Genomic DNA, 22562 nt, shown 5'->3' with positions numbered 1-22562 from the left:
CGATCAAGCCGCAGCGGCGTTCGCGAATTGGAGGGGCGCGAGTTGTCGGCGGCAGACGAGGGGAGTAAGGCTGAGGGCAATGTTTGCGAAGCGTGAAGGGACGTCTGCCTTGTCCGTCATGAGTACCGGCCGCACGGCCCTTGCAGAGCGCACCGCGCGCCCGGGCCGCAAGCCCAAGGGCGAGGGCCATGTGCGCCGCCAGGAAATCCTCGACGCCGCCGAGCGTATCTTTGTCGAGGAGGGCTATGAGGGTGCCACGATCCGCAAGATCGCCGAGGCGGTGGGCGTGTCCTCGACGGCGCTCTACATGCATTTTCGCGACAAGAGCCACATCCTCACGGAGATCTGCGAGGCCGCGTTCGAGACCCTGATCAAGCTGAACCGCGACATCATGGACCGGCCCATGCCGGCACAGGCCAAGCTGCGCGCCCTGATGGAATCCTACATCCGCTTCGGCTTCGAGCATCCCAATGCCTATCGCCTGATCTATTGCACGCGCCCGCGCGAGGCCGGTGACGGCGCGCAGGAGGCGGCGCGGCGCGTGGGCTCCGAGCTGTTCCGGCGCTACCGCGACGTGGTGGCGGACGTGGTGCGAGACAACGCGCTCGATCTGGATGTGGATGTGGCCGCACAGACCCTGTGGGCCGGGGCGCACGGGCTGGTCTCCCTGATCATCACCAAGCCCTATTTCGAGTGGGCCGAGCGCGAGGCCCTGTCGCGGCACATGCTCGATGCGCTGTTCATGGGGCTGGAGCGCCGGTGAAGGGGCGTGCGGCGGGGCTGATCGCCGCACTGGCGCTCACCGCCCTGGCGCTGAATGCCGTGGCGGCGGGCGCGGTCCGGGCCGAGGCCCCCAGGGTCGTCTCTCTCGATCAGTGCGCCGATCAGTATGTGCTGGCACTGGTGCCACGCGAGCGGATCGTGGCCCTGTCGCCGCGCGCGCGCAGCATCGACTCTCACCTGCGCGACCGGGCGGTCGGCATCCGACGCCTCAGGCCCTCGCTGGAGGCCATGATCGCGGCCAAGCCCGATGTGGTGGTGCGTTACTGGGGCGGGGATGCGCGCCTCATCCGGCGGCTGCGGGCCTCGGGGGTCGAGGTGGTCGAGATCGCCCACGCCGATGACTTTGACGCCGTGCGCGCAGGCACGCGCGCGGTGGGCACGGCCCTGGGCAATGTCGAGGGGGCCGAGGCGCTGGTGGCGCAGATGGACGCACGGCTGGAGCGGGCGTCGGGCGGCGCGCGCGGGCAGGCGCTCTATGTCACGCCGGGCGGCTATACCAGCGGGCCGGGCACCCTGATCGACGCCATCTTGCGCGCGGCAGGCTTCGATAATGCCGAGCGCCGTGCGGGCTTTCGCCCCTATTCGCTGGAGCGCCTGATCCTTGAGCCGCCCGCGCGCCTCGTGATGGGCTTCTTCGACAACCGCTGGTCCGACTGGCGCGGCACAGGGCGGCATCCGCGGATGCAGGCCCTGGCCGCGCGCACCGGGCGCACGGACCTGGCCGCCAGCGTGCTGGGCTGTCCCGCATGGTTCAACGCAGAGGCGGTCGAGGCACTTGCCAGCGCGGGCGAGGCCTCATGAGCGGGTCGGATGCAAGGCTGAACGGTGCGCTGATGCTGGGCATCCTCATGGTGCTGACGGCGGGCGTCATGCTGGGCGAGGTGGCTTTTTCCGCGGGGGACTACGCGCGCGCGCTCACCGATCCCGGCTCGCCCGAGGCCGAGGTGCTGTGGCAGGTGCGCCTGCCGCGCAGCCTCGTTGCCCTGCTGGTGGGCGCCAGCCTCGGTCTGGCAGGGGCCGTGCTGCAAGGCCTGCTGCGCAATCCCCTGGCCGATCCGGGCGTGCTGGGCGTCTCGTCCAGCGCGGCGAGCGGCGCGGCCCTGGCCATCATCGCCGGTCTGGCCATGGTTCCCGGTGCGGTCGAGGTGGCGGCCATGGCCGGTGCGGGTGCAGCCGCCGGGCTGCTGATGGCCTTTGCCGCGCGCATCCGGGCGCCCGAGGCCCTGATCCTGTTCGGCGTGGCGCTCTCCAGCCTGACCGGCGCGCTGACCGCCCTGATCTTCAACCTCTCGCCCACGCCCGTTGCCACTGCCGAGGTGATGAACTGGCTGCTGGGATCGGTGCAGAACCGCAGCTTTACCGATGTGGCCTGGCTGGCGCCGCTGCTGGCGATCGCGCTTGTTTCGGGACTGGTGGCAGGGCGCGGGCTCAGGATGCTGACCCTGGGCGAGGAGGTGGCCGCCACCAGCGCCCTGCCCATGCGCAGGCTCAAGCTGGTCGCCCTGTTCGCAGCGGCACTGGCAGCGGGGGCGGCGACGGCGGTGGCGGGCATCATAGGCTTCGTGGGCCTGATCGCACCGCATCTGGTGCGTGCTCTGGTGCGCAGCGATCCGCATCGCCTGCTGGTGCCCGCCAGCCTGGCGGGTGCGCTCATGCTCGCGCTGGCCGATGTGCTGGTGCGCCTGATCCCCAGCGAGCAGGAGCTGAAGCTGGGCGTGATCATGGCTCTGGTCGGTGCGCCCCTGTTCGCCCTGATCGCCGCGCACGCCGCGCGGGGGTGGCGCACATGATCGACATCGACTCGCTCACGGCACAGCTTGGCGACAGACGTGTGCTCGACGACGTAAGCCTGTCTGTCGGCGCGGGCGAGCTGGTCGCCGTGTGCGGCGCCAATGGTTCGGGCAAGACCAGCCTGATGCGCGCGGCCCTTGGCCTGATCGCGATCAGCCGGGGCGAGGTGCGGCTTTCAGGTCGACCCCTTGCGTTGATGAGCCCGCGCGAGAGGGCGTGCCATCTTTCCTATCTGCCCCAGGAGCGGCACATCGGCTGGAACCTGCCTGCGGTGGAGGTGGCGGCGCTGGGTGTGCCGTGGCTGAGCGGTGAGGCCGCGCGCGATCAGGGTCTTCGCGCCCTGTCGCTGGTCGGTCTCGAGGCGCTGGCCGGGCGCGGCGTGGCCGACATGTCGGGGGGCGAGCGCGCCAGGGTGCTGTTCGCGCGGATGCTGGCGGCGGGCGCGCCCCTGTGGCTGGTGGACGAGCCGGTCGCCGGTCTCGATCTGGATGCCGAACTGATGATGATGGAGATCATGGTCGCCCACGTCGCCTCGGGCGGCAGTGTGATCTGCAGCCTCCACGACCTCGGCATGGCCGCACGCTTCGCTGATCGGGTGCTGGTGATGAAGTCCGGGCGCATCATTGCCGACGATGCGCCGCGCCGCGCCCTGCGCCCCGAGGTGCTGGCGCAGGCCTTCGGGGTGCATGGCCACTGGGTCGAGGGACCGGACGGGCCCCTGCTGTCGAGCCAGAGGCTCTAGGCCTGGCGACAGGCGCGATCAGCGCCCGCCCGCCACCGCATCATAGGCGACCGGCCCGCCGCCTGCGGCCAGATCCTGGCTGAGCGTCAGGGGCGCAGAGCCCCCGTTCAGGCGGGCGCGATAGATCTGCATGTTCTCCATCACCCGCATCATGTAGTTGCGCGTCTCGGTGAAGGGCACGCATTCGATGAAGTCGATGGGGTCGGTCTGGGCGGCGCGCGGGTCGCCGCAGCGCGACACCCACTGGGGCGCGCGGGCCGGTCCGGCATTGTAGCCCACGGCAGCCAGCAGGTAGGAACCGCCGTTCTGGCTCATCAGCTCGCCGAGGTGATAGCTGCCAAGCTGCATGTTGTATTCGGGATCCCACAGCATCTCCGCCGAATAGGGCAGGCCCATGCGTCGCGCGACACCCTGGGCCGTCGAGGGCAGGAACTGCATCATGCCGCGCGCATCGGCGTGGCTGCGCGCGCGCGGGTCGAAGCTGCTCTCCTGGCGCGTGATGGCCAGGGTAAAGGCCAGCGGCGCGGCCCCCGGGACAGGCTGGGGCGTGCGGATCGGATAGGCGCGCTCGGGGATCAGATAGCCGCGCTGGCTGGCGGCGCGGCCCACCATCATGGCGGTGAAGGTCTCGTTGTATCCCCTCGCCATGTCCATCAGCAGGGCCAGCTCCTCGGGGCCAGGCAGCCAGTCGTCGATGTGCAGCACGAAGACGCGGAACAGGCTCATCTCGCCCATCTCGGCCAGGATGCGCGCGGCCTGGATGGTCTCGCGGCCCTCGAAGCGGGCCACGTCGGCGGCGGTGGGCGCAGGCTCGGGCGGCAGGGTGACGGTGCGGATGCCCGCGCGCTCGGCGGAAAGCTGGCCGTAGAAGCTCTGGATGTGGCGCGCGCCCTCCTCGTAGTGGCGCTGGGCGAGGGCGGCGTTCTGCTGGGCGTCGGCGACGCGGCCCAGCCAGTAGTGGGCGCGGCCCTGGGTGATGGGCGTGGTCGAGCTCTGGCGCAGCGCCTCGAAGTGACGGCCCGCGCGCACCGGATCGTTCAGCTTGGTCAGGGCCACCCAGCCGGCGAAGAACTCGGCATCCACGCGCCGCTCGCCCGAGGGAAAGCCGTGTCCGGCCATGGCGTCATAGGCGCCCTGCCAGTTGCGCGCCTGAAGTGCGTCGAGAAAGAAGTTGCGCCGCTCGGTCCACAGCAGGTTCTGGCCCTCGGCATGGCTGGGCGCGGGTGGCAGCTGGGCCAGCAGGGCATAGGCCTCGAAGCCCCGGTTGCGCTGGCGCAGCAGGCGCACACGCTCGATCGCCAGACCCGGATGGTTCATCAGCGAGGCCGGCACCGAGGCGAGGGTGCCCTCGATGTCGCCTGTGCCGCCCCTCAGGGCCATGCGCGCATTGGCCAGCGCCCGGTGCTCGGGCGAGGCGAGCGCGATCATGGCGCGCGCCGCCGGGCCCTGCGGCCCCAGCAGCAGCATGTCGAGGCGCGCATCGTGATCGGCCTGGGTCAGCCAGCGGCCATAGCGGCCAAGCGCGCGCTCCTGCACCGCCAGTTCAAACGACTGCTCGCGCCACCAGCGGCGGATCAGAGTGCGGGCCTCCTCGCTCTGGCCGTTGCTCTCAAGCGCGCTGGCGAGCGCCATGGCGCCTTCCATGGTCTGGGGCTCGCGCGAGGCATAGAGGGTGAGCACGTGGCTGGAGTTGACCCCGGCCCGGTCCATGGCGCGCTCAAGGTCGTTCTGGCGGCTGTCGCCGCGCGGCCAGTCGGCGAAATCGGTGATGGAGGACTCAAGCTCGGCCAGCGAGAGCTGAGCGCCCGAGGTATCGATCAGGGCCCAGCGGATCAGCTTGCGCGCCGTCGGGTTCTCGATGCGCGCGCGCAAGGCTTCGGTCTGCATGACGTCGCGCGCGCGCGCCGCGGCCAGGGCGTCACGGAAAAGGCTCTGGTCGGAGGCAGACAGGATGCGGGGCTGATAGGCGCTCGCCTGAACGGACACCGCTGTGGGGCTCGCGCCGGTCTGGGCGGCCTCGGCCCCCGCGTCACCTTGCGAGAACAGCCCGATGACGGCGGCAGCGATGTATTTGGCGAATGCGATCAAATCCCGACTCCACAATTATCGACGGCCTGAGCCGGAAGGATACAGTTGCGCGGCCCGCTCACCAAACCTAGTGTCGCCAGCCGCAAACCCTTCTGGCCGGATGGCACCGGTTCAGAAATAACACGTCTGGTCTGTCTTTCTCATGAATGCACCATTGTTCAAGGGCGTGATCACGGCCCTGATCACACCATTTCGTGACGGCCGCATCGACGAGGACGCCTTTGCGCGCCTGATCGAGCGCCAGATCGGCGCGGGCGTGCATGGTCTGGTGCCCATGGGAACCACGGGCGAGAGCGCCACGGTCAGCGTCGAGGAGCACCAGCGCGCGGTCGAGATGTGCGTCTCGGTCGCCTCGGGACGGGTGCGCGTCATCGCCGGGGCCGGTGCCACGGGCACGGACAAGAGCATTGCCCTGGCCGCCCATGCGAAGCGCGTGGGCGCAGACGGCGTTCTGGTGGTGACCCCCTATTACAACCGGCCCAGCCAGGCGGGCATGGCGGCGCACTTCAGTGCCATCGCCGATCAGGTGCAGGTGCCGATCCTGCTCTACAACGTGCCCTCGCGCACGGGCGTGGACCTGTGCAACGACACGGTGGCCGCGCTGTCGGCCCATCCGAACATCGTCGGCATAAAGGACGCCACGGGCGATCTTGGCCGCCTCAGCGCCATGCGAAACATGGTGCCGGAAGGCTTTGCGCTGATCTCGGGCGATGATCCCAGCTATCCGGGCTATCTGGCCCAGGGCGGGCACGGGGTGATCTCGGTCACGTCCAATGTGGCGCCCGAGGCGATGGTTCACCTGACGCGCGCGATCTGGGAGGGCGACCTGAAGGCTGCATGGACCTGTCAGGCACGGCTGATCCGCCTTCACCGCGCCCTGTTTCTCGACAGCTCGCCCGCCCCGACCAAATACGCCCTGTCGCGCCTTGGCCTGTGCGAGGAGAGCCTGCGCCTGCCGCTGCTGGCCTGCGCCGAGGCGGTGCGTCCCGAGGTCGATGCGGCCATGCTTGAAGCGGGCCTTGCGCCCGAGCCGTCCTGATGGCCGCCATCACGGGTGCGCGCACCATCGCCGAGAACCGGCGCGCGCGCTTCGACTATTTTCTGGAAGAAACCATCGAGGCCGGGCTGACGCTGACAGGCACCGAGGTCAAGTCCCTGCGCGAGGGCCGCGCCAACATCGCCGAGAGCTATGCGGCGGTGGAGGGGCGCGAGATCGTGCTGATCAATGCCGACATCCCGCCCTATGGCAAGGCGGCCCACTTCAACCATGAGCCGCGCAGGCCGCGCAAGCTGCTGCTGCACCGCCGCCAGCTCGACCGCTTGATCGGGGCGGTCCAGCGCGACGGGCGCACGATCGTGCCGACGCGGCTCTATTTCAACGATCGGGGGCTGGCCAAGCTGGAGATCGCCCTGGCCAAGGGCAAGAAGGTCCACGACAAGCGCGACACGGTCGCCGAGCGGGACTGGCAGCGCGACAAGGCCCGCCTGCTCAAGGAGCGCGGCTGAGCCGTCCGTGCCTGATCAGTTGGCTGCCGTCTGGACCAGGCCGCCGCTGACGTTGATGTCCTGAAGCGGCGCGGCATCGACGATCTGGGTGCTGCCCATGCGCTCACCGCCCAGATTGCTGGTCGTTACCGCCTCGACCTCGTAGGCGCCGAGCGAAGGCGGCATCAGGGCCGATCGCTGGGCCACGATGGTGGCGATGGCCAGTGCGGCGGCGGCCACGATCAGCAGCAGCGCAAAGCGCATTTCTTTTGCGGTGAAGGCGGTGCTGGCCACCGGGGTGTTGGCACCGGGTACATGGGCGCTGTCATGTCTGCGCATTGGGTGTCGTCCTCCTGACACGGGGTGAACGAACGCTACAGACTCGGGTTCCACTGACTGTGGAGTGTGCGCCTCTATTCGAGATGTGTCCGTGCTCTTTTAAACACAGAGGCGAACATTTCGCCTGTGAGGCGACCTGTATTCGTGTTCAGGCGCGAGCAGTGATAGCTGTTGATGAGGCGATAGCCCGCCACATCCGCCTCGGCCCCGTGGCCTGCCGCCATGGCCGAGGCCTTTGCGCCAAGCGCCTTGAGCACGTTGCGCCGCGAGACATCGCCCAGGGTCACGATCACGCGCAGGCGGGGCAGGGCGGCAATGCGTGCCGACAGGAACGGGCGGCAGGTGTTCTCCTCGCTGGTGAGCGGCTTGTTGCCCGGCGGGGCGCAGCGCACCGCATTGGTGATCATGCAGTCGATCAGCTCCAGCCCGTCGTCGGGCCGGGCGTCATAGCGTCCGCGCGCAAAGCCCGTGGCCAGCAGGGTCTCATAGAGCATGATCCCGGCACCATCGCCCGTGAAGGGCCGCCCCGTGCGGTTGGCTCCCGTGCGCCCCGGTGCCAGACCCACGACCAGCAGACGCGCACCCTCGTCGCCGAAGCTGGGTGCGGGATCGTTGAACCAATGCGGATGGGCGGCCCTGTTCTCGGCCCGATAGGCCACGAGGCGCGGACACAGCGGGCAGCCGCGAGGTGCCTCGGGCTGTGTGCCGGGGTCTGCTCCGGGCGATGGCCGCCCGGCATCGGGATGGACAGCCATGTCTGCGATCAGGTCTTGGACGGTTCAAGCTGATCGGGGATAACGACCGGAATGGGCTTGTTGACGCCGGCAGCGCTGGAGCGGGGGCGGCCAAAGCTGTTCATCAGCTCGGCCAGATCGATGAAATTGTCGGCTGCGCGGCGCAGTTCGTCGGCGATCTGGGGCGGCTGGGTCTTGAGGGTCGAGACCACGGTGACGCGCACGCCCTTGGATTGCAGGGCCTGGACCAGCTTGCGGAAATCGCCGTCGCCCGAGAACAGCACGGCATGATCCATGTGCGGGGCCAGTTGCAGCATGTCGACGGCGATCTCGACATCCATGTTGCCCTTGGTGCGGGTGTGCCCGGTCGCGTCGGTGTAGCGCTTCACCGGCTTGGTCACCATGGTAAAGCCGTTGTAGTCAAGCCAGTCAACGAGCGGGCGGATGGGTGAGTATTCCTCGCCTTCAACAATGGCTGTGTAGTAATAGGCGCGAATCAACCGGCCTTTCTGGCGGAATTCTTCGATCAACTTCTTGAAGTCGAGGTCGTAGTTAAGGGCCTTGGCTGCCGAGTAGAGATTGGCCCCGTCAACGAAAATCGCTATGCGTTCAGATGGATAAAAAGTCATGGCGGAAAAAGTCATCCTATGAGTGAGTGCCCCGCGGCGGATGCCGAGGACATAGTTGTCGTGGCTCTCGGATCAAATCAAGAGAGCGTGTTGGGACCGCCGCGCGCCATTCTTGAGGCGGCGATAGAGGCCCTGAAAGCCAAGGAATTCATGGTGCTTGCGGCCTCTCGCTGGTGGCTTTCAGCCGCCTGGCCGGACCCCTCCGATCCCGAATATGTGAACGCTGTTATTACCGGAAAATACCCGCGCGGCCCCGAAACACTGCATCGGCATCTCTTGCAGATCGAAGCCGATTTCGGTCGCGTGCGCGCTGTCCGCAATGCGCCGCGGCCGCTTGACCTCGACCTGATCGCGTTCGGAGGGGCGCTCTGCAAGGGGCCGGACCTGATCCTGCCGCACCCGCGCGCGGCAGAGCGGGCGTTCGTCATGGGGCCGCTGGCCGAGATCATGCCCGGCTGGAGACACCCCGCAAGTGGCCGCAGCGCCGCTGAACTGTACCGCGAGGCCCGCGTGGGCCGTGATGCCCGCCCGCTGTGAGCCCGCCATGAGCCCGCCGTGAGCATGGGGGTGACCTGCGGCGCACTGCTGCCTGTCGCCCGCCCAAGAATCGCCACGGCAACAGGCGATGTGCGTTGCACAATCGGCCATCGCCCCCTATCATGGAGGGCTTAGCGACTTTCCCCGAGGATTAAATGGCGCGCGTCACTGTCGAAGACTGCATCGAGAAGGTTCCGAACCGTTTTGGACTGGTCCTGCTGGCCGCGCACCGTGCGCGCAACATCTCCAATGGCTCGGCCCTGACCATCGATCGTGACAACGACAAGAACCCGGTCGTGGCCCTGCGCGAGCTGGCCGACTCCACGGTGGAGCCCGAGGAGCTGAAGGAAAACCTCATCACCACCTTGCAGCGTGTCGATGAGCGCACCGAGGCCGAGGACGAGGCCGAGACCATCGCCCTGCTGGCCGAGCCCCAGCACATGAACATGGCCGAGCAGGAACTGATCCGCGCGCTGCAAAGCGACCGGGACGGCAGCCAGGAGGACCGGTACTGACGGCAGACGCTGCCCGTACCATGCCTTCCGGGCGGCCCCGCGCCTCAGCCGTCGCCCCCGATCATGCTCCCGTGCCAGACGACAAGCCGCAGTTGAAGGACGAGCCGGGTGCACCGTCAGCGCGCCCTGACGCCTCGCGCTCTGCGGACAGGGCCGCGCGCGCCGAGGCCTTTGCCCGTGCAGAGCCTGCGCCTGCCCCCGAGATGCCCGGCGAGGGCACCGGCAAGCTGGGTTCGGGCGCGACCTACCTTCGCCAGTTCGAGCTGATCGAGAAGATCAAGGCCTACGATCCGAGCGCGGACGAGGACCTGCTGAACCGCGCCTATGTCTATGCCGTCAAGATGCACGGCTCTCAGAAGCGCGCTTCGGGTGATCCCTATTTTGCCCATCCGGTCCAGGTGGCCGGGATACTGACAGAATACCGTCTCGACACCACGGCGATCGTGACGGCGCTGCTGCACGATGTCATCGAGGACACCGACGCCAGCAAGGCGGACATCGCTCGCCTGTTCGGCGAGGACGTGGCCGAGCTGGTCGAGGGCGTGACCAAGCTGTCGCGCCTTGAGCTTCAGGCCGAGCACGTCCGCCAGGCCGAGAACCTGCGCAAGTTCATCCTCGCGGTGTCCAAGGACGTGCGCGTGCTGCTGGTCAAGCTGGCCGACCGCCTGCACAACATGCGCACCTTGCAGTATGTGCGCCCGGCCAAGCGCGAGCGCATCAGCCGTGAGACCCTGGAGGTCTATGCCCCGCTGGGCCGCTCCATCGGTATTCACCGCATCGCCTCCGAACTGGAGGAGCTGGCGTTCGGCTATCTCAATCCGACCGCCAAGACCGCCATCGAGCGCCGTCTGGAAGGCCTCAAGCTGGAGCACGGGCGCGCGGTCAGCCGGGTGTCGCGCGACATCGAGCGTCATCTGACCGAAGGGGGCCTCAAGGCCCGCGTGTTCGGACGGGAGAAGACACCCTATTCGATCTGGCGCAAGCTGCAGCGCAAGGCGGTGGGCTTCTCGGCCCTGTCCGACATCTATGCCTTCCGCGTCATCACCGCGTCCGAGGACGAGTGCTATCGCGCGCTGGGCATCATCCACCGCGCCTATTCGATGGTGCCCGAGCGCTTCAAGGACTTCATCTCAACGCCCAAGAGCAACAACTACCGCTCGTTGCACACCACGGTGATCGGACCTGCGGGTATGCGCATCGAGATGCAGATCCGCACCGAACAGATGGACCGCGTGGCCGAGGACGGCGTGGCGGCGCACTGGCGCTACAAGGACGAGAGCTACGGCTATGACGCCGACGCCATGGTCAGCGAGGGCGGGCGCGATCCGTTGCAGAACCTGCGCCACCTCGTTCAGGTCATGGAGTTCGGCGGCGATGCCGACGACTGGGTCGAGCACGCCAAGCTGGAGATGTTCCTCGACCAGGTGTTCGTGTTCACGCCCAAGGGCGCGCTGATCAGCCTGCCGCGCGGGGCCATGCCGCTGGACTTTGCCTATGCGGTGCACACCGAGGTCGGCGACACCGCCATGGGGGTGAAGATCAACGGCGAGATCAAGCCCATGCGCACGCCGCTTTCCAATGGCGACGTGGTCGAGATCCTGCGCGGCGATACGGCCAATGTGCCGCCCGACTGGCGCTCGCTGGCCATTACCGGGCGGGCGCGCTCGGCGATCAAGCGCCACATCCGCACCCTCGAGAAAGGCGAGTTCCAGCAGCTCGGGCGCACGGCGCTCGAGAGCGCGCTGTCGCGGCTGGGCAAGGAGCTGTCCGAGGTCTCGCTGCGCGGGGCACTCGAGACGCTCAACCTCGCCAGCGACGAGGAGCTGTTCTATGGCATCGGGCGCGGGCGCATCTCGCCCTCCCAGGCCATCGAGGCCGTGTTCCCGACCCTCAAGGATGCCGACCGCGCGGCCGTGACGGCGCGCACGCGCATCGAGGACAACCGCGCCCAGCGCCTGTTCGTGCGCGGTGGCGGCCTGACGCCCGGCATCAGCGTGCACTTCGCCCCATGCTGCACGCCCGTGCCCGGCGATCGCATCGTCGGCATCCTGCGCGCAGGCGAGGAGGGCATGGCGATCCACACCATCGACTGTCGTCGTCTGGTGGACTTCTCGGAGGAGAACACCGTGTGGCAGGACTTGCAGTGGACGCCTCAGGCCGAGCGCGAGAGCCTCGCGGCTGCGCGCTTCCGCGCCACCATAAAGAACGCGCCGGGCGTGCTCGGACAGGTGGCGACCCTGATCGGTGAGGCGGGCGGCAACATCCTCAATCTGGCCATGACCCGCCGCCAGCAGGACTTCTTCGATGTCGAGATCGACGTCGAGGTCACGGACGCGCGCCATGCCACGGGCATCATGGCCGCCCTGCGCGCCAATCCGTCCGTCGATCAGGTCGAGCGGGCGCGGGGCTGAGAGTGGTGGACGACGAGGCGGATCACTCGCCCCAGATGGCCTCGCCCAGCTATCGGCTGGCGGCGCTCGATCAGGATTTCCTGCTGGGCGACTCCATGCGCGGCGTGCGCTTTCTGATGGAGTACGCCAAGGCCGAGCAGCACCTGCGTGACTGGGGCGTGCGCTCGACCATAGTGATCTTCGGCTCTGCGCGCGTGCGCGAGGACGGGCCGGGGCGGCAGGGCTACTGGTATGGCGAGGCGCGCGCGCTAGGACGCCTGATCTCCGAGCGCGGCGGCGCGCTGCTGGGCGGCGAGGGGGCCCTGCGCGACAATGTGGTCGCCACGGGCGGCGGTCCGGGCATCATGGAGGCGGCCAACCGCGGCGCCAGCGAGGCCGGTGCGCCATCCATCGGCTTCAACATCACCTTGCCTCACGAGCAGCGGCCCAACGACTGGTCGACGCCCGACCTGACCTTCCGCTTTCACTATTTCGCCATGCGCAAGATGCATCTGGCCATGCGGGCCAATGCGCTGATCGTGTTTCCCGGCGGTTTTGGCACGCTGGATGAGCTGTTCGAGCTTCTGACCCTGCGCCAGACCGACAAGGCCCCGCCCATCCCCATCGTGCTGTTCGATCAGGACTACTGGACGCGCGTGATCGACTTCGAGGCCCTGCTGGAGCACGGCATGATCGCCCCGCGCGACCTGGAGCTGTTCCGCTATGCGAGTGATGCCGAGGCGGCCTGGGAGTGTCTGATCTCGCTGGGGCTCAGGCCCGGCGGCGAGATCGGGGCGGGCGATCCCGACCCTGTTCCCGGCGCGCCCGCGCGCGATGGGGCCTGACAGCCGGGCAGGCGCGCGCTAAGGCACAGCCATGAGCGATCACAGCCTTACCTCCGAACAGGTTCTGGACGAGTTCCGTGCCGTGGGCGCGCTGCGCACAGGCCACTTCGTGCTCTCGTCGGGCCTGCACAGCCCCGTGTTCCTGCAAAAGAACCTCGTGTTCATGCACGCCGGGCGCTGCGAGCGCCTGTGCCGGGCGCTGGCGGCGCGGGTGAGAGAGGCCGTCGGTCCTGTCGATGCGGTCGTCTCGCCTGCGGTGGGCGGCATCATTCCGGGCTATGAGACGGCGCGGCACCTCGGTGTGCCCTCCATGTATGTCGAGCGTGAGGACGGGGCGTTTCGCCTGCGCCGGGGCTTCGCGCTGGAGCCGGGCGCGCGGGTGGTGATGATCGAGGACATCGTGACCACGGGGCTCAGCTCGCGAGAGTGCATCAGCGCCCTGCAAGGCTATGGCGCACAGGTGCTGGCCGCCGGGTGCATCGTGGACCGCTCGGGCGGGAAGGCCGATGTGGGCGTGCCGCTGATCGCCCTGGCCACTCTCGACATGCCTGCCTATGCGCCCGATGCCCTGCCGGACGATCTGGCCGCCGTTCCCGTTACCGATCCGGGCAGCCGGCGGCTGAAGGCGCAGGGACAGGAGCAGGGTTAGGCCATGAGCGCACGGGTCAGGCTGGGCGTGAACATCGACCATGTGGCCACGGTGCGAAATGCGCGCGGCGGCATTCACCCCGATCCGGTCCGCGCGGCCGAGATGGCCCTCAAGGCAGGCGCAGACGGCATCACCGCCCACCTGCGCGAAGATCGCCGCCACATCACCGATCCCGACATCGAGCACCTGACGGCCCTGTGTCGCACGGCGGGCAAGCCGCTGAACCTGGAGATGGCCGTGACGGACGAGATGCTGGCCATCGCGCTTCGCCATGCGCCCCACGCCGTCTGTCTGGTCCCTGAGCGCCGCGAGGAGATCACCACCGAGGGCGGCCTCGACGTGGCCAGGCTGCAAGGGCGCGTGGCCCCGGTGGTGCAACAGCTTTCCGGGGCGGGCTCGCGCGTGTCCCTTTTCATCGAACCGGCGGAAAGCCAGGTGCGCGCCGCTCATGCTCTGGGCGCGGCAGTGGTCGAGTTTCACACCGGGCGCTACTGCCATGTGCAACGCGACGAGGCGCTGGCCGAGATGGAGCGCCTCAAGGCCGCCGCCTCGCTGGCTCATGGGCTGGGCCTCGAGGTCCATGCCGGTCACGGCCTCGACTATGGCAGCGCGCGCGCGGTGGTCGCCGCCATCCCCGAGGTCGTGGAGCTGAACATCGGCCATTTCCTGATCGGAGAGGCGATCTTCACCGGGCTGGAGAGCGCCATCGCCACCATGGCCGATGCCATCCGCCAGGGCGAGCGGGACAGGACATGATCATCGGCATCGGCTCGGACCTGACCGACATTCGGCGCATCGAGGACACCCTGGCGCGCTTTGGCGAGCGGTTCACACACCGGTGCTTCACCGATCTGGAGCGTGCGCGCTCAAACCGCAAGCCCGGCCCCGCCGCCAGCTATGCCAAGCGCTTCGCCGCCAAGGAGGCCTGTGCCAAGGCGCTGGGCACCGGCATGAGAGGGGCGGTCTACTGGCGGGACATGGGCGTGGTGAACCTGCCTTCGGGCCAGCCGACCCTGGCGCTGACGGGCGGGGCGGCGCGGCGGCTTCAGTCCCTGATGCCGGAAGGGCACAGTGCGCGCATACATCTGTCGCTGACCGACGATTATCCTTACGCTCAGGCGTTCGTCGTGATCGAAGCCTTGCCGCTGGTGCCGGGCTCCGTTACCGGATAACGCGACCACATGAATCCGGCGCGACCCGCCGGCTGGGGATGCCACGCGCATGAGCGACACGAACAAGCCTGAAGACGAGACCCCGCGCCCCGAGGGCAGCGCCGAAGGCACGCCCGAGACTCCCGGCGCCGATCAGGCATCGCAGGATGCGGACCCCGAAGCCGCTGGGGCGCCGCGCGAGATTGCCGATGAGCCGGTCGATGAGCCGATCGTGGCTCAGGCTCCCCAGCCTCCCGAACATCAGCCCGAAGGCGATCCTGTGGAGCCTGCTGCTTCGCCCGAGCCTGCCGCCGCGCCGACCGCCCCCCAGGCGGGCGTGACGCCGGATGAGGCTGCCCCCGAGCCCGAGGCCCCTGCCGGCGAACCTGCCGCCCCCCAGCCGCTCGCGCCCGAGCCCGTGTCCGCCGCCGCCGCCAGCGTGGCCCCCGAGGCGGCCGCTCCTGCTGCGCGCCCGATCTGGAGCGACCAGGGCGATGCGCCCTTCGACGACGGCAGCGCCACGACCGAGACCGTGCGCCGGGGCAGGCGCAAGTCCTCGTCGTCCGGCGGCGGCTTCTTCAGCGAGCTGTGGGACATCGGCAAGACGGTGTTCTACGCCCTGGTGATCGCCCTGATCCTGCGCACCGTGCTGTTCCAGCCCTTCACCATCCCTTCCGCCTCGATGGAGCCCAATCTGTATGAGGGCGACTATATCGTGGTGTCCAAGTGGAGCTATGGCTACAGCCGCCACGCCACGCCCATCAGCCTGCCCGAAAACATGACCGGCCGCCTGTTCGGACGCGGGCCGGAGCGCGGCGACATCGTGGTGTTCAAGCTGCCCACCGACAACCGCACCGACTACATCAAGCGGGTCATCGGCCTGCCGGGTGACGAGGTGCAGATGATCGGCGGCCTGCTGCACATCAATGGCGAGCCCGTGGGCGTGCGCATCGTCGACCGCAGCCAGATCGAGACGCCGTGGGGACTTCAGTCCACCGCCCAGGTGCTCGAGACCATGCCCGAGGGCCGCGAGTTCCTGACCCAGGACTTTGGCCCCAGCGCCCAGCTCGACAACACCCGCGCCTTCCGTGTGCCCGAAGGCCACTATTTCATGATGGGTGACAACCGCGACAACTCGGTCGACAGCCGCGATGCCGTGGGCATGGTCCCGGCGGACAACCTGATCGGCAAGGCCGAGATCATCCTGTTCTCGTGGTCGCCGGGGGCCTCGCTGACCCGTCCGTGGACCTGGTTCGGCAACCTGCGCCCCAGCCGGTTCTTCACCGTCCTGCAATGACTTCAAGGCCCGAGGCAGCAGCGGCGCTGGAGCAGCGCCTCGGCCATGCGTTCCGCGAGCCGCGCCTGCTGCGTCAGGCCCTGACCCACGCCAGCGTGGCCGAGGGCGACCCGCGCGGTCCTGCCGACAACCAGCGTCTCGAGTTCCTGGGCGACCGTGTTCTCGGCCTTGCCATTGCCGCAGCCCTGTTCGCGCGCCATGGCGATGCCGATGAGGGCGCGCTGTCCCAGCGTCTGCACAGCCTCGTGGACAAGAGCGCCTGCGCGCGCGTGGCCGAGAGCCTGGGGCTCGGCGAGGCGCTACGCCTGTCTGCCGCCGAGACCCGGACGGGCGGGCGACGCAAGGAAGGCATTCTGGCCGACGCCATGGAGGCGGTGATCGCGGCGGTCTATCTGGATGGCGGCTTCGAGGCGGCGCGGGCGCTGGTCGAACGTGCCTGGGCCGATGAGCTGGCGCGCGCGCCCCAGGCCGGTGCGGTCATGAACCCCAAGTCCGCCCTTCAGGAGTGGTCGCAGGCCCGCTCGCTCGACATTCCGGTATATGAGGTGATCGCCCGCGATGGCCCCGACCATGCGCCGCGCTTCGTCGTCGAGGCGCGCATACGCACCCTGGAACCGGCGCGGGGCGAGGGCGGTTCGCGTCAGGCCGCCGAAAAGGATGCCGCCCTCAACCTGCTGAGGCGTGAAGGACAGTTGTGAGCGATCAGGATCAGACCAGAGCCGGCTTTGCCGCCATCATCGGTGCGCCCAATGCGGGCAAGTCCACCCTGGTGAATCGCCTGACCGGCACCAAGGTGTCCATCGTCACGCGCAAGGTGCAGACCACGCGCTTCCCTGTGCGCGGCATCGCCATGCACGAGGCCTCGCAGATCGTGCTGGTGGACACCCCCGGCATTTTCCGCCCGCGCCGCAGGCTGGACCGGGCGATGGTGGCGTCGGCGTGGGGCGGGGCAGAGGATGCGGACGCCATCGTCCATCTGATCGATGCCGCCGCAGAGCTTGCAGTCGAGGCGCGCGAGGCGAAGGCGGCCGATCATCGCTCTGCCGAGGACACCCGCGACATCATCGAGGGGCTGAAACGCGCCGGGCTGAAAGCCACGCTGGTGCTCAACAAGATCGACCTGATCGCGCGTGACCAGCTTCTGGGCCTGTCGCAGCGCCTGTTCGACGAGGGCGTCTATACCGAGGTGTTCATGATCTCGGCCGAGACCGGATCGGGCGTGGATGATCTGAAGGTCCATCTGGCGGGCCTGATGCCCGAGGGGGTATGGCTCTATCCCGAGGACCAGAGCGCCGATGTCTCCATGCGCGTGCTGGCCGCCGAGATCACGCGCGAGAAGCTCTATCTGCGCCTGCACGAGGAACTGCCCTATTCGGCAGCTGTCGAGACCACTGCCTTTGAGGATCGGCCCGACGGCTCGGTGCGCATGGAGCAGACCATCTATGTCGAGCGCGAGAGCCAGCGGCCCATCGTGCTGGGCAAGGGCGGCCAGACCCTGCGCTGGATCGGGCAGAAGGCGCGCGAGGAGCTGGCCGTTCTGATGGACCGGCCCGTGCACCTGTTCCTGAACGTCAAGGTCGACCCGCGCTGGCAGGAAAGCCGCGCCCTCTATGCCCAGTTCGGACTGGACTACGACGCCTGACGCGCTTCAATGGGCGCATGATCGTAAAGCGTGGATTCCTGACCGGCGCGGCGCTGCTGCTTGCCGGACTGACAGTACTGACGGGCTGCGGCCCCGCCGATACGGCCTCCAGCGCCGAGCCGGAGCTGGTCGAGGTGGTGCTTGCGCCGCCCGTCGAGGTCGATCGCCTGCCGATCCTGAGCAGCCTTCTGGAACAGCCCGGCATCGCCTTCAACGGGGCCGTTCTGGTGGCGCGCGGCGAGGAGGTGCTTTTTCGCAAGGCCTACGGTTTCGCCAATCACGAGCAGGGCGAGCCCATGGCGCTGGACACGCGCTTTCGCATCGCCTCGCTGAGCAAGCAGTTCACGGCTGCCGCCATTCTGGTGCTTCAGGATCGCGGTCAGCTCAGCGTCGATGATCCGCTGTGCCGTTTCTTTGACCCGTGCCCCGAGGCGTGGGCGCAGTTGCGCCTGCATCATCTTCTGTCGCACACCGGCGGCGTCGTGGACCTGATGGCCCGCCCCGACTGGGGCAGCATGAGGCGCACCTATCAGACCTCGGAACAGCTTACCGAGGCTACGGCCCGCTATCGCCTCGCCTTCGAGCCGGGCACGCGCATCGCCTATTCCAACGCGGGCTACAACCTGCTGGGCGCGGTGGTCGAGAAGGTCACGGGCCAGCCCTTTCACGACTGGCTCAAGGCGGAGCTGCTGGAGCCGCTCCAGATGTGGAACACCGGCTATGACGCCGACACCGGTGAGGTGGCCATGGGCTATGCCCTTCTGGGCGGCAGGCTGACGCCCCAGCCGATCTCGAACGCCTCGATCGTGCTGGCCTCGGGCGCGCTCTATTCGACGCTGGATGATCTGTATCGCTGGAGCTGGGCCCTGCATCACGGCCGCATCCTCTCGCCCGAGAGCTATCGCATGATGGTCACGGCGCAGAACCCGGTCGATCTGGAGGGCGAGATCCGCCGCCCGCCGCGCGGCTATGGCTTCGGGCTGTTCATGGCGGACCTCGGCGCGCGCGTGGAGCCGTCGTTTCGTGCCCATCAGATCTATCACACGGGAAGCTGGGCGGGTTTTCGCGTGCTGGCGACCTGGCAGCCCGAGGCCGATGTGCTGGCGGTGGTGCTGTCCAACCATTACCACGCGCGCGATTCGGTGTTCCTGATCTCGCAGCAGGCCCTGGCCGAGGCCATGGGCCAGGATGTGCCCGCGCGCGTGCGCCCGCTGCGCTGAGGTGCCCCTTGGCGCAGGCCTGCCCATGGGCTAGCAGCGGGCATGGAGTTTCAGGAAGAGGCGGTGGTGCTCTCGGCGCGCGGCCATGGCGACACGGGTGCGATCGTGGAGCTTTTGTTCGCGGCCCACGGGCGGCGGCTGGCCTATGTGGCCGGAGGAAGCTCCCGGCGCATCAAGCCTTTCCTGCAACCGGGCGCGGAGGTCATGGCCGACTATCGCGCGCGCACGTCCGAGCATCTGGGGTCTGTGCGCCTCGAGCCGCTTTCGCAGGGGCCGGCGGCCCTGTTCGACGATCGCCTCGCCCTGGCGGGGCTGAACGCGGCCAGCGCGGTGGCGCAAGGCGCATTGCCCGAGCGCGAGCCCCATCCGGGGGCCTATTTCGCCCTCAAGGCCCTGATGGCGGCCCTGACCGACAATGACATCTGGCCTGCGGTGTTCGTGCGCTTCGAGGCGGGCCTGCTTGATGATCTGGGCTTCGGGCTCGACCTGACGCGCTGTGCTGTCAGCGGAGGCGCCGATGATCTGATCTGGGTCAGTCCGCGCACGGGCCGTGCCGTCAGCCGTGCGGCCGGTGCACCCTATGCCGACCGGCTGCTTCGCCTGCCGCCGTTCCTGCTCGGCAACCAGGGGGCTCTGGCGCAGGGCGATGTGAGGGCCGGGCTTGAGATGACTGGTCATTTCCTCGAGCAGTACATCTTTCACCCGCTCAACCGGCCGCTGCCGGCCGCGCGCACCCACATGATAGACCTGCTGGACGTCACGGGTCGTCTCTGACGCGCAGATTCAGGCTAGTGTTCCCGGCTCAACCCTTGTGACGATTCGCATACCATGACGCTTCTCACTCCGCCGCCCGAAGGTGGCCGCATCATCGAGGAACCGCTGGGCGAGGCGCTGTCGCGGCGCTATCTGGCCTATGCGCTGTCCACCATCACGCACCGGGCCCTGCCGGACGTGCGCGACGGGCTGAAGCCGGTGCACCGGCGCATCCTCTATGCCATGCACGAGATGCGCCTGAACCCGCAGGCCGCAGCGCGCAAGTGCGCCAAGGTGGTCGGCGAGGTCATGGGTGGCTATCACCCCCATGGCGATGCCTCGATCTATGATGCGCTGGTGCGCCTCGCCCAGGACTTCTCCCAGCGCTATCCTCTGGTGGACGGTCAGGGCAATTTCGGCAACATTGACGGCGATAGCGCCGCGGCCATGCGCTACACCGAGTGCAAGCTGACGCCTGCGGCCCTCTATATGCTCGACGGCATCGAGCAGGATGCGGTGGATTTCCGCCCCACCTACGACGATCAGGACGAGGAGCCGGTGGTGCTGCCCGCAGGCTTTCCGAACCTGCTGGCCAACGGGGCATCGGGCATTGCGGTCGGCATGGCTACCTCGATCCCGCCGCACAATGCCGGTGAGCTGATCGAGGGCTGTCTGGCGCTGATCGAGCGGCCGGAGATCACCACGCGCGAGCTGATGGCGCACATCCCCGGTCCCGACTTTCCCACCGGCGGGGTCAGTGTCGAGGGCGAGGCGGGGATCTTCGAGGCCTATGAGACGGGCAAGGGTGGCGTGCGCCTGCGTGCGCGCTGGAGTGTCGAGGATCTGGGCCGGGGCCAGTGGCAGATCATCGTTACCGAAATCCCCTATCAGGTCCAGAAAGGCCGCCTGATCGAACAGCTCGCCGAGCTGATCGAGAGCAAGAAAGCGCCCCTGCTGGGCGATGTGCGCGATGAATCCGCCGAGGACATCCGGCTGGTGCTGGAGCCGCGCGCGCGCAACGTCGAGGCCGAGGTGCTGATGGAGAGCCTGTTCCGGCTGTCCGATCTCGAAGTGCGCTTTCCCGTCAACATCACCGTGCTCGACGAGAGCAACCGGCCCGGCGTTCTGGGGCTGAAGGCGTGCCTTCAGGCCTTTCTGAACCATCGCCGCGAGGTGCTGGTGCGCCGCTCGCAATGGCGGCTGGAGCGGGTGCGCAAGCGGCTGCATCTGCTGGACGGGCTGAAGCTGATCTTCCTGCATCTCGACGAGGTGATCCGCATCGTGCGTGAGGAGGAGCATCCCAAGGCCGTGCTGATCGCGCGCTTCAACCTGAGCGAGGTGCAGGCCGACTTCATCCTCGACACCCGCCTGCGCCAGATCGCGCGGCTGGAGGAAATGGCGATCGACAAGGAACACGCCGAGCTGTCCAGCGAACTGGCCGGGCTGGAGGCCCTGATCGGATCGCAGGCGCGCCAGTGGAAGGCCGTCGCAGCCCAGCTTCGCGAGGTGGCCAAGGCCATCGCCTCGCCCCGCCGCACAGATATTTCAGGCGCCATCGAGAGCGTGCGTGCGCCCGTCGAGGCGTTCGTGGCGCGCGAGACCATCACGGTGATCCTGTCGGAGCGCGGCTGGATTCGCGCGGCCAAGGGGCGGATCGAGGATGCTTCCGAGCTGCGCTTCAAGGAAGGCGACAAGCTGGCTATTCACTTCGTCGCCGAGACCACAGACAAGCTGCTGCTGGCCAGCAGCGACGGGCGCATCTTCACCCTGGGGGCCGACAAGCTGCCCTCTGGGCGCGGCCACGGCGAGCCGGTGCGCCTGATGATCGACCTCGACGAGGGCGTGGAGATCGTTGCGCTTGTGGTGCACCGCCACGGCGGGAAGCTGCTGCTGGGCTCGGATGCGGGCTATGGCTTCATCGCGCCCGAGAACGATCTTCTGGCCAGCAAGCGCGGCGGCAAGCAGGTGCTGAACGGCACCTTGCGCGTAGCGATCCGTGCCGAGGGCGATCATGTCGCGACGCTCGGCGCGAACGGCAAGGCGCTGGTTTTCCCCCTGTCAGAGCTGCCCGAGATGGCACGCGGCAAGGGGGTGCGCCTGCAGATGTACCTCGACGGCGGGCTTCGCGATGTCACCACCTTCAGCGCCGAGAGCGGGCCGGAGTGGGTCGATGGCGGCGGGCGCCGTCGCCAGTGGCTGGACTGGCAGCAGTGGCTGGGGCGCAGAGCCGGTGCAGGCAAGCCCGCACCGCGCGGCCTGAAGCGCTTCCGCTGATCCCGGTTCAGGTGGTCCCGATTTTTATGGCGTTGCCGCAGCCCTCTCGCTAGCCTGTGGCGTAACGGGGCTCTGCGGGAAGTCTGGCAGGGCCGAACGTGCTGGATCGTGGAGATGTCATGCTGACCTGGATCATCATCGGTGCCGTCGTCGTCCTGCTGCTGCTGCTGGTCGTCGGCGCCTACAACCGCCTAGTGGCGCTCGACCAGAGTGCCAATCAGGCCTTCGCGGACGTGGATGTGCAGCTCAAGCAGCGCCAGGACCTGATCCCCAATCTGGTCGAGACGGTGAAGGGCTATGCCGCCCACGAGCGGGGCACGCTTGAGGCCGTCATCCAGGCGCGCAACGCCGCCGCCAGTGCCACCAGCATCGATGACCGCGTGCAGAGCGAGAACATACTGACCGGCGCGCTTGGCCGCCTGTTCGCGCTCAGCGAGGCCTATCCCCAGCTCAAGGCCGACCAGAACTTCCTGCGCCTGCAATCGGACCTGTCGGACATCGAGAACAAGCTGGCTGCCGCGCGCCGCTTCTTCAACAATGCGGTGGGAGAGTTCAACGCCGTGCGCCGCCAGTTCCCCACCATCATCTTTGCCGGTCTGGTGGGCTTTGGCTCGGACAAGCCGTTCTTCGACGTGGGCGAGAGCGAGCGCGCCTCGATGAACGCGGCACCACCGCAGGTGAAGTTCTAGGCCGAAAGC

24 protein-coding genes are annotated in these 22562 nt (G+C 68.2%); 20 read left to right on the top strand and 4 right to left on the bottom strand.

Annotation, left to right across the window (positions count from 1 at the left end; genetic code table 11):
• The first annotated feature begins 118 nt into the window (after positions 1-118).
• The 4 genes from ACK4E3_RS04055 to ACK4E3_RS04040 are packed head-to-tail and all read left to right on the top strand — an operon-like array spanning position 119 to position 3316.
• On the top strand, positions 119-763 hold the full coding sequence (locus tag ACK4E3_RS04055) for a TetR/AcrR family transcriptional regulator (protein ID WP_409701049.1): 645 nt from the start codon (positions 119-121) through the stop codon (positions 761-763).
• Positions 760-1584, top strand: a complete 825-nt coding sequence (locus ACK4E3_RS04050) for an ABC transporter substrate-binding protein (protein WP_409696724.1) — start codon at positions 760-762, stop codon at positions 1582-1584. The genes ACK4E3_RS04055 and ACK4E3_RS04050 overlap by 4 nt, the downstream gene beginning before the upstream one ends.
• Positions 1581-2573: a FecCD family ABC transporter permease gene (locus tag ACK4E3_RS04045; RefSeq protein ID WP_409696721.1), complete on the top strand. Its 993-nt coding sequence runs from the start codon at positions 1581-1583 to the stop codon at positions 2571-2573. Before ACK4E3_RS04050 ends, ACK4E3_RS04045 begins: the two co-directional genes overlap by 4 nt.
• Entirely contained in the window at positions 2570-3316 is a 747-nt protein-coding gene (locus ACK4E3_RS04040) for an ABC transporter ATP-binding protein (RefSeq protein ID WP_409696718.1), read from the top strand. Before ACK4E3_RS04045 ends, ACK4E3_RS04040 begins: the two co-directional genes overlap by 4 nt.
• Before the next feature lie 18 nt (positions 3317-3334).
• On the opposite strand, the gene ACK4E3_RS04035 is transcribed toward ACK4E3_RS04040, so the two are convergent.
• Entirely contained in the window at positions 3335-5404 is a 2070-nt protein-coding gene (locus ACK4E3_RS04035; protein WP_409696715.1) for a transglycosylase SLT domain-containing protein, read from the bottom strand.
• 142 nt (positions 5405-5546) lie between these two features.
• Between ACK4E3_RS04035 and dapA the strand changes: the two genes are divergently transcribed.
• Together dapA and smpB are read left to right on the top strand one after the other, a co-directional pair.
• Complete coding sequence (gene dapA / locus ACK4E3_RS04030) at positions 5547-6443, top strand: 4-hydroxy-tetrahydrodipicolinate synthase (protein ID WP_409696712.1); 897 nt, start codon at positions 5547-5549, stop codon at positions 6441-6443.
• The gene (smpB, locus tag ACK4E3_RS04025; protein WP_409696709.1) at positions 6443-6910 is read left to right on the top strand and encodes an SsrA-binding protein SmpB; all 468 of its coding nucleotides are present in this window, start codon (positions 6443-6445) and stop codon (positions 6908-6910) included. Before dapA ends, smpB begins: the two co-directional genes overlap by 1 nt.
• Positions 6911-6925: 15 nt before the next feature.
• On the opposite strand, the gene ACK4E3_RS04020 is transcribed toward smpB, so the two are convergent.
• From ACK4E3_RS04020 to ACK4E3_RS04010, 3 genes are all read right to left on the bottom strand, one after another.
• Positions 6926-7228 carry a hypothetical protein gene (locus tag ACK4E3_RS04020; protein WP_409696706.1) on the bottom strand — a complete coding sequence of 101 codons (303 nt, stop codon included), beginning with the start codon at positions 7226-7228 and terminating at the stop codon, positions 6926-6928.
• Between the two features lie 74 nt (positions 7229-7302).
• Complete coding sequence (locus ACK4E3_RS04015) at positions 7303-7983, bottom strand: uracil-DNA glycosylase (RefSeq protein ID WP_409696704.1); 681 nt, start codon at positions 7981-7983, stop codon at positions 7303-7305.
• An 8-nt stretch (positions 7984-7991) separates the two neighbouring features.
• Positions 7992-8591: an NYN domain-containing protein gene (locus ACK4E3_RS04010; RefSeq protein ID WP_409696701.1), complete on the bottom strand. Its 600-nt coding sequence runs from the start codon at positions 8589-8591 to the stop codon at positions 7992-7994.
• Between the two features lie 18 nt (positions 8592-8609).
• Between ACK4E3_RS04010 and folK the strand changes: the two genes are divergently transcribed.
• The 14 genes from folK (at position 8610) to ACK4E3_RS03940 (ending at position 22553) form a co-directional block, all read left to right on the top strand.
• The gene (folK, locus tag ACK4E3_RS04005; protein ID WP_409696698.1) at positions 8610-9128 is read left to right on the top strand and encodes a 2-amino-4-hydroxy-6-hydroxymethyldihydropteridine diphosphokinase; all 519 of its coding nucleotides are present in this window, start codon (positions 8610-8612) and stop codon (positions 9126-9128) included.
• 155 nt (positions 9129-9283) lie between these two features.
• Positions 9284-9643: a DNA-directed RNA polymerase subunit omega gene (gene rpoZ / locus ACK4E3_RS04000; RefSeq protein ID WP_409696695.1), complete on the top strand. Its 360-nt coding sequence runs from the start codon at positions 9284-9286 to the stop codon at positions 9641-9643.
• Between the two features lie 203 nt (positions 9644-9846).
• Positions 9847-12054 (top strand): RelA/SpoT family protein, encoded by a 2208-nt coding sequence (locus tag ACK4E3_RS03995; RefSeq protein ID WP_409701046.1) that lies wholly within the window; start codon positions 9847-9849, stop codon positions 12052-12054.
• Between the two features lie 35 nt (positions 12055-12089).
• Positions 12090-12878: an LOG family protein gene (locus tag ACK4E3_RS03990; protein WP_409701043.1), complete on the top strand. Its 789-nt coding sequence runs from the start codon at positions 12090-12092 to the stop codon at positions 12876-12878.
• Positions 12879-12909: 31 nt separating this feature from the next.
• Complete coding sequence (pyrE, locus tag ACK4E3_RS03985) at positions 12910-13527, top strand: orotate phosphoribosyltransferase (RefSeq protein WP_409696692.1); 618 nt, start codon at positions 12910-12912, stop codon at positions 13525-13527.
• Positions 13528-13530: 3 nt separating this feature from the next.
• Positions 13531-14283: a pyridoxine 5'-phosphate synthase gene (locus tag ACK4E3_RS03980; protein WP_409696689.1), complete on the top strand. Its 753-nt coding sequence runs from the start codon at positions 13531-13533 to the stop codon at positions 14281-14283.
• Positions 14280-14699: a holo-ACP synthase gene (acpS, locus tag ACK4E3_RS03975; RefSeq protein WP_409696686.1), complete on the top strand. Its 420-nt coding sequence runs from the start codon at positions 14280-14282 to the stop codon at positions 14697-14699. The genes ACK4E3_RS03980 and acpS overlap by 4 nt, the downstream gene beginning before the upstream one ends.
• A 511-nt stretch (positions 14700-15210) precedes the next feature.
• A complete protein-coding gene (gene lepB, locus ACK4E3_RS03970) occupies positions 15211-15975 on the top strand; it encodes a signal peptidase I (protein WP_409701040.1) in 765 nt (254 codons plus the stop codon).
• Positions 15972-16673, top strand: a complete 702-nt coding sequence (rnc, locus tag ACK4E3_RS03965; protein WP_409696683.1) for a ribonuclease III — start codon at positions 15972-15974, stop codon at positions 16671-16673. Before lepB ends, rnc begins: the two co-directional genes overlap by 4 nt.
• Positions 16670-17617, top strand: a complete 948-nt coding sequence (gene era / locus ACK4E3_RS03960; RefSeq protein WP_409696680.1) for a GTPase Era — start codon at positions 16670-16672, stop codon at positions 17615-17617. Before rnc ends, era begins: the two co-directional genes overlap by 4 nt.
• Positions 17618-17634: 17 nt before the next feature.
• Positions 17635-18837 (top strand): serine hydrolase domain-containing protein, encoded by a 1203-nt coding sequence (locus tag ACK4E3_RS03955; protein WP_409696677.1) that lies wholly within the window; start codon positions 17635-17637, stop codon positions 18835-18837.
• A gap of 42 nt (positions 18838-18879) precedes the next feature.
• On the top strand, positions 18880-19611 hold the full coding sequence (recO, locus tag ACK4E3_RS03950; RefSeq protein WP_409696674.1) for a DNA repair protein RecO: 732 nt from the start codon (positions 18880-18882) through the stop codon (positions 19609-19611).
• A 54-nt stretch (positions 19612-19665) separates the two neighbouring features.
• The gene (gene parC / locus ACK4E3_RS03945; protein WP_409696671.1) at positions 19666-21864 is read left to right on the top strand and encodes a DNA topoisomerase IV subunit A; all 2199 of its coding nucleotides are present in this window, start codon (positions 19666-19668) and stop codon (positions 21862-21864) included.
• 119 nt (positions 21865-21983) lie between these two features.
• Positions 21984-22553: a LemA family protein gene (locus ACK4E3_RS03940; protein WP_409696668.1), complete on the top strand. Its 570-nt coding sequence runs from the start codon at positions 21984-21986 to the stop codon at positions 22551-22553.
• Positions 22554-22562: the final 9 nt, after the last annotated feature.

Origin of the sequence: Brevundimonas sp. (genome assembly GCF_046299595.1) — a bacterium.
Classification (GTDB): Bacteria; Pseudomonadota; Alphaproteobacteria; order Caulobacterales; family Caulobacteraceae; genus Brevundimonas.
Note: the sequence above shows the minus strand (reverse complement) of the source record. Positions and strands in the feature narration are given on the sequence as shown.